Origin of the sequence: Streptacidiphilus melanogenes, from assembly GCF_000787835.1 — a bacterium.
Classification (GTDB): domain Bacteria; phylum Actinomycetota; class Actinomycetes; order Streptomycetales; family Streptomycetaceae; genus Streptacidiphilus; species Streptacidiphilus melanogenes.
Genome location: NZ_BBPP01000001.1, coordinates 181,840 through 195,910 on the forward strand (window position 1 = coordinate 181,840; position 14,071 = coordinate 195,910).

A 14,071-nucleotide genomic window follows, 5' to 3' on the forward strand; every position below is an offset into this window, starting at 1 on the left:
CAGGGGGACCGGTCAGAACCGGTCCCCCTGCGGTCGGACAGCCGTCGTCCTACGCGACGTCCGGCGGGTAGAGCTGGGGCGGGATCCTGGACGCTGCCGCGCGGTCCAGGAGCCAGAGGGTGCGCTGGCGGCCGGTCGCCCCGGAGGCCGGGGCCTGGATCGGGCCGGGGCCCGAGAGGGCCAGGGCGACGGCGTCGGCCTTGTCGTCGCCGGCGGCCAGCAGCCAGACCTCGCGGGCGTTGCGGATCGCCGGGAGGGTGAGCGAGACGCGGGTCGGCGGCGGCTTGGGCGCGCCGCGGACGCCGACGACGGTGAGCTCGGTCTCCCGCACGCCCGGGTGCTCCGGGAAGAGCGAGGCCACGTGCGTGTCCGGCCCGACGCCGAGCAGCAGCACGTCGAAGCTCGGCACCGCCACTCGGTCGGTCGGCGACGCGGCCTTGGCCAGCTCCCGCGCGTAGGCGGCGGCCGCCGCCTCAGCGTCGTCGCCGAACGCGCCGCCGGAGGCCGGCATCGGGTGCACCCGCGCCGGGTCCAGCGGCACCGCGTCGAGCAGCTCGTCGCGCGCCTGGGTGTAGTTGCGCTCAGGGTCGCCCTCCGGCAGGAACCGCTCGTCGCCCCACCACAGGTCCAGCCGGGACCAGTCGATCGCGTCCCGGGCCGGGGAGGAGGCGACGGCCGCGAGCAGCGCGTTGCCGTTCCGCCCGCCCGTCAGCACCACCGAGGCGGAGCCGCGCGCGGACTGGGCGTCCACGATCCGGGTGATCAGCCGTGCCGCCGCGGCAAGGGCCATCAGCTCCTTGTCGCGGTGGACGACCAGCTGCGGCGTCACTTCCGCGTCCGCGAGGGCGAAGCGGTCTTCTTCGCCGTCTTGGACGAAGTGGGAGCGGTGGCCGCCTCCGGGGCCTCGACGACCTCGCGGACGGACGAGGCGGAGTGGAGGTTCTCCACGCCGTAGCGCACCGCCGACGCGTAGATCAGGTCCGGGTCCAGGCGGCGCAGCTCCTCGGCGATGAGCTCCGAGGTCTCGCGCCGCTTGAGCGCGACCATCCGGTCCGGCTGGCCGGGCATGGACAGCTTGGCCAGCAGGCCGTCGGGGCGGTCCAGGCAGACGTCGCCGTCCACGGTGTGCATCCGCACGGCCGTGATGCCGGGGCCCTCGCTGACCTTGCGCTCGACCTTGATCTTCAGCCGCTCCGCCAGCCACAGGGCCAGCAGCTCGGTGGAGGGGTTGTCGGACTCGCCCTCGACCGTCGCCGAGTCGACGCGGACGTGCTTCTGGTCCAGGGCCGCGGCGAGCATCGAACGCCACGGGGTGATCCGGGTCCAGGCCAGGTCGGTGTCGCCGGGCGCGTAGGACGCGGCCCGCGTGGCCAGCTGCTCGACCGGGCTCTCCGCCGCGACGGCGTCGGTGATCCGGCGCTGGGCCAGCGTGCCGAGCGGGTCCTTCTCGGGGTTGACCGGCGCGTTCTCCGGCCACCAGACCACGACCGGCGCGTCCGGCAGCAGCAGCGGCAGCACGACCGACTGCGCCTGCGCGGCCAGCTCGCCGTGGAGCCGCAGCACCACCGTCTCGCCGGTGCCCGAGTCGGAGCCGACCCGGACCTCGGCGTCCAGACGCGCCTGGGACCGTGCCCGGGGCGAGCGCCCCGGACGCTTGATCACGGCCAGGATGCGCGAAGGGTGCTCGCGCGACGCGTCGGAGGCGGCCTTGAGCGCGTCGTAGGCGCTGCCCTCGTCGGTGACGATGACGAGGGTGAGCACCATGCCGACGGTCGCCGTGCCGATGGCGCGGCGGGCGTCGATCAACGTCGCGTTGATCTTGCTGGAGGTGGTGTCGGTGAGATCGATCTTCATGGCCGGCGCCAGCTCCTGCCGTCTCGTGCGAGCATCTCGTCCGCCTCGGCCGGGCCCCAGGTGCCGGCCTCGTACTGTGCGGGCTTGCCGTGGGCGTCCCAGTACTTCTCGATCGGGTCCAGGATCCGCCAGGACTCCTCGACCTCCTGGTGGCGCGGGAACAGGTTGGCGTCCCCGAGCAGCACGTCCAGGATCAGCCGCTCGTAGGCCTCCGGGCTGGACTCGGTGAAGGACTCGCCGTAGGCGAAGTCCATCGTCACGTCCCGCACCTCCATGGAGGTGCCCGGCACCTTGGAGCCGAAGCGCACCGTCACGCCCTCGTCCGGCTGGACGCGGATGACCAGCGCGTTCTGGCCCAGCTCCTCCGTCGCCGCGGCGTCGAAAGGCAGGTAGGGGGCCCGCTGGAAGACGACCGCGATCTCGGTGACCCGGCGGCCCAGCCGCTTGCCGGTGCGCAGGTAGAACGGCACGCCCGCCCAGCGGCGGTTGTTGATCTCCAGCTTGATGGCGGCGAAGGTGTCGGTCTTGGACTTGGGGTTGATCCCCTCCTCCTCCAGGTAGCCCGGCACCTCCTCGCCGCCCTGCCAGCCGTGCGCGTACTGCGCCCGCACGGTGTGCTTGCCCAGGTCGTCGGGGATCTTGACCGAGGTCAGCACCTTGAGCTTCTCCGCCACCAGCGCCTTGGGGTGGAAGGAGGCGGGCTCCTCCATCGCGGTCAGCGCCATCAGCTGGAGCAGGTGGTTCTGGATGACGTCACGGGCCGCGCCGATGCCGTCGTAGTATCCGGCGCGACCGCCGATGCCGATGTCCTCGGCCATGGTGATCTGCACGTGGTCGACGTAGCCGCGGTTCCAGATCGGCTCGAACATCGCGTTGGCGAAGCGCAGCGCCAGGATGTTCTGGACCGTCTCCTTGCCCAGGTAGTGGTCGATCCGGAAGACCTCGTCGCGCGGGAAGACCTCGTGCACGACCTTGTTCAGCTCCTGCGCGGAGGCGAGGTCGTGACCGAACGGCTTCTCGATGACGGCACGGCGCCAGGAGCCCTTCGGCGGGTCGGCCAGGCCGTGGGCCTTGAGCTGCTGGACCACCTGCGGGAAGAACTTCGGCGGGACGGAGAGGTAGAAGGCGAAGTTGCCGCCCGTCCCCTGCGCCTTGTCGAGCTCCTCGATGGTCTCGCGCAGCTTGTCGAAGGCCTGGTCGTCGACGAACTCGCCCTGGACGAACCGCATGCCCTTGGCGAGCTGCTGCCAGACCTCCTCGCGGAAGGGCGTGCGCGAGTGCTCCTTGACGGAGTCGTGCACGACCTGGGCGAAGTCCTCGTCCTCCCAGTCGCGGCGGGCGAAGCCGACGAGCGAGAAGCCCGGCGGCAGCAGGCCGCGATTGGCCAGGTCGTAGATCGCCGGCATCAGCTTCTTGCGGGACAGGTCGCCGGTGACTCCGAAGATGACCAGGCCCGACGGCCCCGCGATACGCGGGAGCCGTCGGTCCGCCGGGTCACGCAGCGGGTTGATCCATACATTGGTCTCGCCGAAGTTCTCCGGCGCCACGTCGTCGAGGACGGGGTCGTCGGACACCGCTGCGGGGTCGGTCACTTCGTCGCGCCACCCTTCGCGTCGAGGGACTGCTGCACGGTCTCCAGCAACTCCTTCCAGGAGATCTCGAACTTCTCGACGCCCTCGTCCTCCAGCACCTGGACGACGTCGTCGTAGGAGATGCCGAGGGCCTCGACCCGGTCCAGCACGGCCTTGGCGTCGGCGTAGTTCGGCGTCACCGTGTCGCCGCTGACCACGCCGTGGTCGGCGACGGCGTCCAGGGTGGCCTCCGGCATGGTGTTGACCGTGCCCGGGGCGACCAGGTCCACGACGTACATGGTGTCGTCGTAGTTCGGGTCCTTGACGCCGGTGGAGGCCCACAGCGGACGCTGGGGCTTGGCGCCTGCGGCGGCCAGCGCCTTCCAGCGGTCGGAGGAGAAGACCTCCTCGTACGCCTGGTAGGCCAGGCGGGCGTTGGCGATGGCCGCCTTGCCCTTGAGGGCCAGAGCCTCCTCGGTGCCGATCTTCGTCAGGCGCTTGTCGATCTCCGTGTCCACGCGGGAGACGAAGAAGGAGGCGACCGACTCGATCGTGGAGAGGTCGTGGCCGTTGGCCTTGGCCTGCTCCAGACCGGTCAGGAAGGCGTCCATGACGGCCTTGTAGCGGTCCAGCGAGAAGATCAACGTGACGTTGACGCTGATGCCCTCGCCCAGCACGGCGCTGATGGCCGGCAGGCCCGCCACCGTGGCCGGGATCTTGATGAAGGTGTTCGGACGGTCGACCAGCCACCACAGCTGCTTGGCCTCGGCGATGGTCGGCGCCGTCTCGTGCGCCAGACGCGGGTCCACCTCGATGGAGACCCGGCCGTCGCGCCCGTTGCTCGCGTCGTAGACCGGGCGCAGCACGTCGGCCGCGTCGCGGACGTCGGCGGAGGTCATCATCCGCACGGCCTCGTCGACGGTGACGCCGCGCACGGCCAGGTCGGCCAGCTGGGCCTCGTAGCCGTCGCCGGAGCCGATCGCCTTCTGGAAGATCGACGGATTGGTCGTCACGCCCACCACGTGCTTGTCGCGGACCAGCTCGGCCAGGTTGCCGGAGGTGAGCCGCTTGCGGGACAGGTCGTCCAGCCAGATCGCCACGCCTTCGTCGCTGAGGCGCGCCAGGGAGTCAGTCATTTTGAAGCTCTTTCCTCTGCGATACGTAAGGTTCAGCGACCGGCGGCGGCCAGGGATTCCTTCGCGGCGGCGACCACGTGCTCGGCGGTGAAGCCGAACTCGCGGAAGAGCACCTTGGCGTCGGCGCTGGCGCCGAAGTGCTCCAGGGAGACGATGCGGCCGGCGTCGCCGACGAAGCGGTACCAGGTCAGCGCGATGCCGGCCTCGACCGCCACGCGCGCCTTGACCGACCGCGGCAGCACGCTGTCGCGGTACTCCTGGGTCTGCTCGTCGAACCACTCGACGGACGGCATCGAGACCACGCGGGTCGGGACGCCCTCGGCCTGGAGCGCCTCGCGGGCCGCGACGGCGAGCTGGAGCTCGGAGCCGGTGCCGATGAGGATGACCTGCGCGGTGCCGCCCTCGGCCTCGGTGTGGACGTAGCCGCCCTTGGCCGCGTCCTCGTTGCGGACGTAGGTGGGGACGCCCTGGCGGGTCAGCGCCAGGCCGTGCGGGGCCGGGTCGGCGGTGTGGCGGCGGGTGATCTCCTCCCACGCCACCGCGGTCTCGTTGGCGTCGGCCGGGCGGACCATGTTCAGGCCAGGGATCGCGCGCAGCGCGGCCATGTGCTCGACCGGCTGGTGGGTCGGGCCGTCCTCGCCGAGGCCGATGGAGTCGTGCGTCCACACGTAGGTGACCGGCAGCTTCATCAGCGCGGCCAGGCGGACCGCACCGCGCATGTAGTCGGAGAAGGTCAGGAACGTCCCGCCGTAGACGCGGGTGTTCCCGTGCAGCGCGATGCCGTTCATCGCCGAGCCCATGGCGTGCTCGCGGATGCCGAAGTGGATCGTGCGGCCGTACGGGCTCGCCTCCGGCAGCGGGTTGCCGACCGGGAGGAACGACGAGGAGGCGTCGATGGTGGTGTTGTTCGAGCCGGCCAGGTCGGCCGAGCCGCCCCACAGCTCGGGCAGCACCTTGCCCAGGCCCTGCAGCACCTTGCCGGACGCCGCGCGGGTGGCGATGGAGGAGCCGACCTCGAAGGCCGGGACGGACCGCTCCCAGCCCTCCGGCAGCGCGCCGGCCTGGACGCGGTCGAAGAGGGCGGCGCGCTCCGGGTTGGCGGTGCGCCAGTCGGCGAGCTGCTTCTCCCACTCGGCGTGGGCCTCGGCGCCGCGCTCGCCCACCTTGCGGGCGTGCGCGAGCACCTCCGGCTCGACGACGAAGGACTGCTCCGGGTCGAAGCCGAGCACGCGCTTGGTGGCGGCGACCTCGTCCGCGCCGAGCGCGGAGCCGTGGGCCGCCTCGGTGTTCTGCTTGGTCGGGGCCGGCCAGGCGATGATCGTGCGCATCGCGATGATCGACGGCTTGCCGGTCTCGTTCCTGGCGGCGGTCAGCGCGTCGTTCAGGGCCTTGACGTCGATGTCGCCGCTCGCGGACGGCTCGATGCGCTGCACGTGCCAGTCGTAGGCCTCGTAGCGCCGAAGGACGTCCTCGGAGAACGCGGTCTCGGTGTCGCCCTCGATGGAGATGTGGTTGTCGTCGTACAGGAAGACGAGGTTGCCCAGCTTCTGGTGGCCGGCCAGCGAGGAGGCCTCGGAGGCGATGCCCTCCTCCAGGTCGCCGTCGGAGACGATCGCCCAGATGGTCTGGTCGAACGGAGAGGCGCCCTCGGGCGCCTCCGGGTCGAACAGGCCGCGCTCGTAGCGGCTGGCCATGGCCATGCCGACCGCGTTGCCGACACCCTGGCCCAGCGGGCCGGTGGTGGTCTCGACGCCCACGGTGTGACCGTGCTCGGGGTGACCCGGCGTCAGCGAGCCCCAGGTGCGGAAGGACTCCAGGTCCTCAAGGGTCAGGCCGTAGCCGGACAGGTAGAGCTGGATGTAGAGCGTGAGCGAGGTGTGGCCGGGCGACAGCACGAAGCGGTCACGGCCGACCCACTGCGCGTCCGCCGGGTCGTGGCGCAGAAAGCGCTGGTAGATCAGGTAGGCGGCGGGGGCCAGGCTCATCGCCGTGCCGGGGTGACCGTTTCCGACCTTCTGGACCGCGTCCGCCGCCAGAACGCGCACGGTGTCCACCGCGCGCTGGTCGAGTTCGGTCCATTCGAAGGTGTTACTCGGCGTCGTGCTCACCCTGAATCAGGGCTCCTTCCGTAACGTCTTCCGACTCGCGCCAAGTCCGACAACGGCGGCGGTTACTTGTCACAGTGCGTTGACCCTCTTTACAGACGCGAGCCTACCGCTGATGGATGCGTGCGTTCCCGCTGAACATGGCAGACCGGTTACGGGGCGCGAGCGCTGTTCGCTCCGCGTTCACCCTGCTGAACACGGCGTTTGTCCCGACACGGCCCCCCGCCGCAATAGCGGAGATATGGAGCGTCTAAGGTGGCGTGGTACTGCTGAGCTTCATCAACCAGGGGTGTTCGTGACCGCCGTCGAATCCCGTCCGGCCGGTCTGGTCGAGGGGACCCCCGGGCATCGGCCGCTGACGGCCCGCCTCGGGGCCTTCATCGCACTGACCAAGCCGCGGATCATCGAGCTGCTGCTGATCACCACCGTTCCGGTGATGTTCCTGGCGCAGCGGGGTGTCCCCGACCTGCTGCTGGTGCTGGAGGTGGTCGTCGGCGGTTACCTGTCCGCCGGTGGCGCCAACGCGCTCAACATGTACATCGACCGCGACATCGACGCGCTGATGACCCGCACCGAGCGGCGCCCGCTGGTGACCGGCATGGTCTCCCCGCCTGAGGCCCTGGTCTTCGGCATCGCGCTCGCGATCGGCTCGACGCTGTGGTTCTGGGCCCTGGTCAACCCGCTGAGCGCGGCGCTGTCGCTGGCGGCGCTGCTCTTCTACGTCGTCGTCTACACGATGGGCCTCAAGCGCCGGACGGCGCAGAACATCGTCTGGGGCGGGATCGCCGGCTGCATGCCGGTCTTCATCGGCTGGTCCGCCGTCACCAACTCGCTGGCCTGGCCGCCGGTCGTGCTGTTCCTTGTCATCTTCTTCTGGACGCCGCCTCACTACTGGCCGCTGTCGATGAAGGTGAAGGACGACTACGCGAACGCCGGCGTGCCGATGCTGCCCGTCCTCGCGACGAACGAGGCCGTGGCCAAGCAGATCGTCGCGTACAGCTGGGTCATGGTCGCGGTGTCGCTGACGCTGTGGCCGCTGGGCCACACCAGCGTGGTCTACCCGGTCACGGCGGTGCTGCTGGGGGCGCTGTGGCTGAAGGAGGCGCACGGTCTGCTGGCCCGCGCCAAGGCCGGGATCGTGGGCGCGAAGCTCAAGGAAATGCGGCTGTTCCACTGGTCGATCACCTATCTGACGCTGCTGTTCGTCGAGATCGCGATCGACCCGTTCCTGAAGTAGTTCTTCGCTCTGGGCCCCGATGTGCAATAACGCACATCGGGGCCCAGTCGTATGTCGCCATACCGCTGAGTAATCTGCTGCTATGACCACCGAAGAGACCACCGCCGTCCTCTCTCCGAAGGACGAGAAGCGCGCGCAGCGCATCGCCAAGAACGTCAAGGCCTTCGCCGCCGCGCACGGTGGCAGCGCCGACGGCGTCGTCGAGTACGTCGGCAAGATCGCGACCCGGATCGCGCTGGTCGGCGCGGACGGCGCGTGGGGCGACCAGGTCGCCCCGTCCGTGGCCGTCGCGGAGCGTGCGGTGGAGCTGGCGGGCGTCACCAGGCACGAGAACTTCGAGGGCGAGTTGGGCCTGAAGGTCAAGACCGGCGCGTACGAGTGGAAGCGGATGGCCGGCATCCAGATCTGAGCGATCCTCCCGCGCGTACGACGGAGCCCCCGGCCACTGGCCGGGGGCTCCGTCGTACGCGCGGGTCAGGCGGTCGCGACCAGCGTCTCGATGTCGGCCGGGCGGTCCAGCGAGCCGACCTGGGGCCGCACACGCAGCGAGAGGTGCAGGCGCAGCACGGCGACCCAGCACAGCGCCGCGCCGAGCATGTGGATGCCGACGAGCAGCTCGGGCACGTGCGTGAAGTACTGGACGAAGCCCAGCACGCCCTGGGCCAGCAGTACGACCAGGAACTCCTTGGCCAGGCGGCGCGGCGCGGCCGGGGCGTCCACCGCCAGCAGCACGAAGATCATGGCGACGGCCAGGCCGACGGAGATCATCGCGAAGTCGGCGTGGAACTGGGTGATCTTGTCCCAGTTGAACGGCATGCGCTTGACGTCGCTGCTGTCGCCCGGGTGCGGACCGGAGCCGGTGACCAGCGTCCCGGCGGCGATCAGCAGGGCCGTCATGGCGACGGTGACGCGGGACACGTGGATGATCGGGCGGCCGACGGTGCGGACCGGCTCGCCGTCACCCTCCCGGGTGCGCTGCCACATCGCCAGCGAGGCGAGGATCTGCAGCATCGACAGCAGGAAGTGACAGGACACCACGTAGGGGTTCAGGTGCGTCAGCACCGTGATCCCGCCGACGACCGCGTCGCCGACGATGATCCAGAACTGGTACCACCCGAGGCGCGTGACCTCCTTGCGCCACGGCTTGGCGCACCGCGAGGCGAGGATCGCCAGGCCGACGACGATGCAGATGACGTCGGTCAGCATGCGGTTGCTGAACTCGATGACGCCGTGCACGCCCATGGCGGACGTCGGGGCGAGCGTCGTCGAGGTGCAGGTCGGCCACGTCGGGCAGCCGAGGCCCGAACCCGTGAGGCGGACCGCGCCGCCCGTCACGATGATCAGCACGCTGCACACCAGCGTGGCCAGCGCCGCGCGGCGGACCCACTGGTCCGGCACGGTCACCCGCTCGGCGAGGTAGGAGAAGGGGGTACGCACGACGTCCATCGTAGGTGTCGCTTTTCTTGAACTTTGCCCGGGGTGACGCGTCCCACGAAACCCGACGTCAGGCTCCGTGGGGCGCGTCACATCGAGGACGCGTCAGGCAGTGTGGCGACCGCGGCGCTTGCGCACCACGAGGACCGCCGCGCCGCCGACCAGGACGAGGCCTGCACCGATGGCGGCGATCACCGGGGTGGCGCCGCCGGCGCCGGTCTCGGCCAGCGGCGGGTGGGAGGACGAGGCCGACGGGGTCGGCATGGGGCTCGGCAGGTGGCTGCCGCCGGTGGGCCGGCAGGTGAGCGCGCCGGTGAAGGTCCTGGTGAGGTTCGGGCCGGTGACGGTGATCGTGTACGTCTGGCCCTCCTTCTCCTTGACCAGCACGGTCTTCGTCGCGCCCGGCGCGACGGTCTCGGTGAGGGTGCCGACCTTCGCGGTCCAGGGCTGGTCGCCGCCGTTGGTCAGGGTCACGTCGACGCCGCTCCTCCCGCAGTCCTCCCTGGCGACCGCCGCCGGGACGGGACCCTGCGGGGCCCACTGCGCCTGCGCCGCGGCCTTGACCGAGACCGGCGCGGTGCCCGCGAGGATCATCGTCTGGCTGGAGCCGTCGACGGCCTTGAAGGCGCGGCCGACCGGGAGGGCGGTGGTGGTCGACGCGTCCACCTCGGCGGAGCCGGCCGCCGCGCCCTTGGGGACGTCGACGTAGAGCTTCTCGCCGTCGACCGCGCCGGTGACCAGCCTGCCCGCGGCGTCGACCAACCGCACGCCGGCCGGGCCGGTGAGCGAGACGTGGACGGAGGAGCCGCTGGTGGCGACCGTCACCGGGCCGAGCATGCCGCCGCGGCCGGCGACGGAGGCGGGGGAGAGGGCGAGCGAGGGAGCCGGCTCGGCGGTGTCCCGGGCGTGCTGCTCCAGCCAGGCGGTCAGCTCGGCGGCGGCCGGATTCTCCGGCTGCGCGTCGACGTGGTCGGAGTAGTGCCAGATCGCGGCCTGGGTCGCGGCGGCGGCCTGGTCGTCCGTCAGGTGGGACGCGCCGATGTCCCCGGCCAGCGTGGCGGCGGTGACCACCGGGTAGGAGTGCTCCAGGATCCACTGGATCTTGCCGCGGTCCGGGTTCTGGGAGAGCGTCGACCGGGCCCAACCGGTCTCCTGGTACCGGACGCCGTCATGCGTGTCGTGGTGCAGGTCGATGCAGTAGACGGCGAGCTGTCGGCCGTCGTCCTGCAGGGCGACCGTGCCGCCGTAGGCGACGCCGCCGTCGACGTCGATCCTTCCGGCGTGCAGGAAGTCGCCCAGTACCGCGGTGGCACCGCCGTTCTGGTCGGCGAGCGCCGTGCCTGCGACCGCGAGCGTCGAACCGAGCGCGAAGACTCCCGCGGCCAGCAGGCCCGCTGCGGCGCGGACCGCCCTTCCACGGGCCGAGAATCCCAACATCTGTTACGTGCCCTCTCCCCTTGCGCGGCCCGAGGCGCCGGCGGCTCGTTCCGCGCCCATGCCCCGGATGTTCTTGGACATGACAATGTCGGCGGGATGCGGCTGGGTCGTCACAGCGCTCTCGGTGATGCCGGGATCGTAGTGAAATGGAGGGTTTCGCGTGGCCCGTTGGCGGCCGATCTGAGGAACTGTTACACAGCCGCCGAAGGCGTCGAATCTGACGACCCGTCTGACCTCGGCAGATAACAAATGGACTCAATCCTTCCGGACAAAAGGGATATCGGCTGACGATTGCCACCGCAGAACGTTGACACTTCGTTCACATCTTCCTTACGTTCCAGGTTCGCGGTGGTGCGCGTGTGGCCGCCGTTGCACCTGAGCACGACATGGGGAGGCGCGGTCATGCGCGTACTGGTCACCGGCGGGGCAGGATTCATCGGCTCGCACCTCTGCGAGCGACTGATCTCACGCGGGGACCAGGTGGTCTGCGTGGACGACCTCTCCTCCGGCCGCCACGACAACATCGCCGACCTGCTCGGCTCGGACCGCTTCGAGTTCCTGAAGCAGGACATCACCGAACGGCTCGACGTCGACGGTCCGGTGGACGCGGTGATGCACCTCGCGAGCCCCGCCTCCCCGCCGGACTACCTGCGCCGCCCCCTGGAGACCCTGGCGGTCGGCAGCCGCGGCACGGAGAACGCCCTGCGCCTGGCCCGCCGCCACGGCGCGCGCTTCGTGCTCGCCTCCACCAGCGAGGTCTACGGCGACCCGGCGATCCACCCGCAGCGCGAGGACTACTGGGGCAACGTCAACCCCATCGGCCCGCGCAGTGTCTACGACGAGGCGAAGCGCTACGCCGAGGCGGTCACCTCCGCCTACCGCCGCACCCTCGGCGTCGACACCGGCATCGTGCGCATCTTCAACACCTACGGCCCGCGCATGCGGGCCGACGACGGCCGCGTCGTCTCCAGCTTCCTGGTGCAGGCGCTCAGCGGCGAGCCGCTGACCATCTACGGTGACGGCAGCCAGACGCGCAGCTTCTGCTACGTCGAAGACCTGGTCACCGCCCTGCTCGCGATGATGGAGAGCGACGAGGCCGGCCCGATCAACTGCGGCAACCCGGCGGAGCGCACCGTGGCCGAACTGGCCCGCCTGGTCGGCGAGATCGCCGGCTGCCCGGTGGTGACGGAGCATCACGACCTGCCGCAGGACGACCCGACCCGCCGCCGCCCGGACATCGCCCTGGCCCGCACCCGCCTCGGCTGGTCCCCGCAGGTCGAGATCGAGGACGGGCTGCGGCGCACCGCCGCCTGGTTCGCCTCCCGCCCCGAGGAGGTCGCGGCGGCCGCCGCCGACCTGCGCGGCGGCCAGCTGGGCGAGGCGCGCGGCGGACACGACCAGCACGCCGCGCTGCTCGCCGGCTGAACCGGGGCCGTACGTGGTGATGTCGTCTCCTTCGCGACAGGACGAGAACCAGCGGTCCGAGCCCGACCGGCTGGCCCGCGAGATCCACGAGCTGTCCGGCGGCAACGTCAGGGACATCCGGCCCAGCGGCCCGACCTTCGGCGAGAAGCTGGAGCTCCGCGCGCTGGACGCCGGCCTGATGACGCCCGCGCTGCGGCGCGGCGACCGGATCCAGATCGCGCTGATGTCCGTCGGCTGGATGGTCTGCTTCGTCTTCTTCTGGCAGTGGTGGCTCGAGCCGCAGAACCGCAGCAGCTGGACCGGCATGGTGCTGAACAGCGCCGTGCTGCTCTACGTCACCGCGATCCCGCTCTACTTCCTGCTGTCGGTGGCCTGGCTCCGCAAGCCGGACCCCAAGTCGCCGGTGCCGGAGCTGCGGGTCGCGTTCGTGGTGACCAAGGCGCCCTCGGAGCCCTGGGACACCGCGCGGCGCACGCTCGAGTGCATGCTGGCGCAGGACTACCCGCACGCCTACCACGTCTGGCTCTGCGACGAGGACCCCACCGACGAGGTGGTGGAGTGGTGCCGCAACCACTACGTGGGCATCTCCACCCGCAAGGGCGTCGAGGCGTACCACCGCACCACCTGGCCGCGGCGGACCCGCTGCAAGGAGGGCAACCTCGCCTACTTCTACGACGGCTACGGCTACGAGTACTACGACGTGGTCGCCCAGCTCGACTGCGACCACGTGCCCGAGCGCGGCTACCTCGCGGCCATGGTGCGCCCGTTCGCGGACCCCGCCGTCGGCTACGTCGCGGCGCCCAGCATGTGCGACGCCAATGCGGACGTCTCCTGGGCCGCGCGCGGCCGCCTCTACCGCGAGGCGGTCTGGCACGGTCCGGTGCAGCTCGGTCACAACGGCGGGCTGGCGCCGATGTGCATCGGCTCCCACTACGCCGTCCGGACCCAGGCGCTGCGCGAGATCGGCGGCATCGGCCCCGAGCTCGCCGAGGACTTCTCCACCACCTTCCTGCTCAACTCGGCCGGCTGGCAGGGCGCCTTCGCCATCGACGCGGAGGCCCACGGTGACGGCCCGCTGACCCTCGCGGACGCGCTGACCCAGGAGTTCCAGTGGTCGCGCAGCCTCACCACCGTGCTGTTCGGTCTGCTGCCACGGCATCTGCCGCGGATGCGCGGCCCGTTGAAGGTGCGCTTCGGCTTCTCGCTGGTCTACTACCCGCTCAACGCCACGGTGCTGACGTCCGGCCTGCTGCTGGCGCCGGTCGCGGTGCTGGCGGGCATCCAGTGGGTGCACATCGACTACCTGTCGTTCGTGCTGCACATGGCGTCGGTCTCGGTCTGGCTGCTGCTGCTGGTCCGGCTGCTGCGGCGGCGCGGCCTGCTGCGTCCGGTCTCGGCGCCCGTGCTCAGCTGGGAGAACTGGCTGTTCACGCTGACCGGTTGGCCCTATGTGGTGCGCGGCGTGGTGGCCGGGGCGATGAGCGTGATCCGGCCGAAGCAGATCACCTTCAAGGTCACCCCCAAGGGGTTCGACGGGATGCCGGAGCTGCCCGCCAAGCTGCTCACCCCCTACCTGGCCTTCACGCTGTTCCTCTCGTCGGTGGCCCTCTACGGCGAGTACCGCGGCCACGTCCTCGGCTACGTGCTGCTGTGCATCTTCGCCGCGACCTCCTACAGCGTGGTCAGCGTCCTGGTCCCGCTGCTGCACATCCGCGAGGCCGCGAAGGCCGCCGGGGCCCGGTGGAGCAAGGCGCTGCGCACGGCCCGGCTGCCGCTCCTCCTCGGCCTCGCCACCCTGGTTCCGCTCGGCTTCGCGGTGGCGCACTACGTGCCCCACATCGCGGCCGTGCTGAACGTGCACCTGCCCTAGCC

The 14,071-nt window shown here is 70.9% G+C and carries 11 protein-coding genes; 4 read left to right on the plus strand and 7 right to left on the minus strand.

Going from position 1 to position 14,071, the window contains the following annotated elements; translation table 11 throughout:
• Positions 1-49 precede the first annotated feature (49 nt).
• The 5 genes from pgl to tkt are packed head-to-tail and all read right to left on the minus strand — an operon-like array spanning position 50 to position 6,669.
• Complete coding sequence (pgl, locus tag TR49_RS00820; protein WP_268874042.1) at positions 50-829, minus strand: 6-phosphogluconolactonase; 780 nt, start codon at positions 827-829, stop codon at positions 50-52.
• Positions 826-1,854 carry a glucose-6-phosphate dehydrogenase assembly protein OpcA gene (opcA, locus tag TR49_RS00825; RefSeq protein ID WP_042376002.1) on the minus strand — a complete coding sequence of 343 codons (1,029 nt, stop codon included), beginning with the start codon at positions 1,852-1,854 and terminating at the stop codon, positions 826-828. The genes pgl and opcA overlap by 4 nt, the downstream gene beginning before the upstream one ends.
• Positions 1,851-3,401 carry a glucose-6-phosphate dehydrogenase gene (zwf, locus tag TR49_RS00830; RefSeq protein WP_236653177.1) on the minus strand — a complete coding sequence of 517 codons (1,551 nt, stop codon included), beginning with the start codon at positions 3,399-3,401 and terminating at the stop codon, positions 1,851-1,853. The genes opcA and zwf overlap by 4 nt, the downstream gene beginning before the upstream one ends.
• A gap of 41 nt (positions 3,402-3,442) precedes the next feature.
• Positions 3,443-4,561: a transaldolase gene (tal, locus tag TR49_RS00835; protein WP_042376004.1), complete on the minus strand. Its 1,119-nt coding sequence runs from the start codon at positions 4,559-4,561 to the stop codon at positions 3,443-3,445.
• A gap of 32 nt (positions 4,562-4,593) precedes the next feature.
• Positions 4,594-6,669, minus strand: a complete 2,076-nt coding sequence (gene tkt / locus TR49_RS00840) for a transketolase (RefSeq protein WP_042376005.1) — start codon at positions 6,667-6,669, stop codon at positions 4,594-4,596.
• Between the two features lie 292 nt (positions 6,670-6,961).
• On the opposite strand from tkt, the gene TR49_RS00845 reads away from it, so the two are divergent.
• The gene (locus TR49_RS00845; RefSeq protein ID WP_042376298.1) at positions 6,962-7,903 is read left to right on the plus strand and encodes a heme o synthase; all 942 of its coding nucleotides are present in this window, start codon (positions 6,962-6,964) and stop codon (positions 7,901-7,903) included.
• Between the two features lie 82 nt (positions 7,904-7,985).
• Entirely contained in the window at positions 7,986-8,312 is a 327-nt protein-coding gene (locus TR49_RS00850) for a hypothetical protein (protein WP_042376007.1), read from the plus strand.
• A gap of 65 nt (positions 8,313-8,377) precedes the next feature.
• Here the strand turns inward: TR49_RS00850 and TR49_RS00855 are convergent, their stop codons facing one another.
• On the minus strand, positions 8,378-9,349 hold the full coding sequence (locus tag TR49_RS00855) for a COX15/CtaA family protein (protein ID WP_042376008.1): 972 nt from the start codon (positions 9,347-9,349) through the stop codon (positions 8,378-8,380).
• Positions 9,350-9,442: 93 nt separating this feature from the next.
• A complete protein-coding gene (locus TR49_RS00860) occupies positions 9,443-10,774 on the minus strand; it encodes a thioester domain-containing protein (RefSeq protein WP_042376010.1) in 1,332 nt (443 codons plus the stop codon).
• Between the two features lie 402 nt (positions 10,775-11,176).
• Between TR49_RS00860 and TR49_RS00865 the strand changes: the two genes are divergently transcribed.
• Together TR49_RS00865 and TR49_RS00870 are read left to right on the plus strand one after the other, a co-directional pair.
• A complete protein-coding gene (locus TR49_RS00865; protein WP_084724428.1) occupies positions 11,177-12,199 on the plus strand; it encodes a UDP-glucuronic acid decarboxylase family protein in 1,023 nt (340 codons plus the stop codon).
• A 19-nt stretch (positions 12,200-12,218) separates the two neighbouring features.
• Positions 12,219-14,069 carry a glycosyltransferase family 2 protein gene (locus TR49_RS00870; RefSeq protein WP_042376011.1) on the plus strand — a complete coding sequence of 617 codons (1,851 nt, stop codon included), beginning with the start codon at positions 12,219-12,221 and terminating at the stop codon, positions 14,067-14,069.
• The last annotated feature ends 2 nt before the right edge of the window (positions 14,070-14,071 follow it).

Excerpts from the sequence above, each read along its gene's own strand:
- TR49_RS00865 (WP_084724428.1), top strand. The coding sequence starts at position 11,177 with ATGCGCGTACTGGTCACCGGCGGGGCAGGATTCATCGGCTCGCACCTC.
- TR49_RS00870 (WP_042376011.1), top strand. The coding sequence starts at position 12,219 with ATGTCGTCTCCTTCGCGACAGGACGAGAACCAGCGGTCCGAGCCCGAC.
- tal (WP_042376004.1), bottom strand. The coding sequence starts at position 4,561 with ATGACTGACTCCCTGGCGCGCCTCAGCGACGAAGGCGTGGCGATCTGG.
- TR49_RS00850 (WP_042376007.1), top strand. The coding sequence starts at position 7,986 with ATGACCACCGAAGAGACCACCGCCGTCCTCTCTCCGAAGGACGAGAAG.
- opcA (WP_042376002.1), bottom strand. The coding sequence starts at position 1,854 with ATGAAGATCGATCTCACCGACACCACCTCCAGCAAGATCAACGCGACG.
- TR49_RS00855 (WP_042376008.1), bottom strand. The coding sequence starts at position 9,349 with ATGGACGTCGTGCGTACCCCCTTCTCCTACCTCGCCGAGCGGGTGACC.
- TR49_RS00860 (WP_042376010.1), bottom strand. The coding sequence starts at position 10,774 with ATGTTGGGATTCTCGGCCCGTGGAAGGGCGGTCCGCGCCGCAGCGGGC.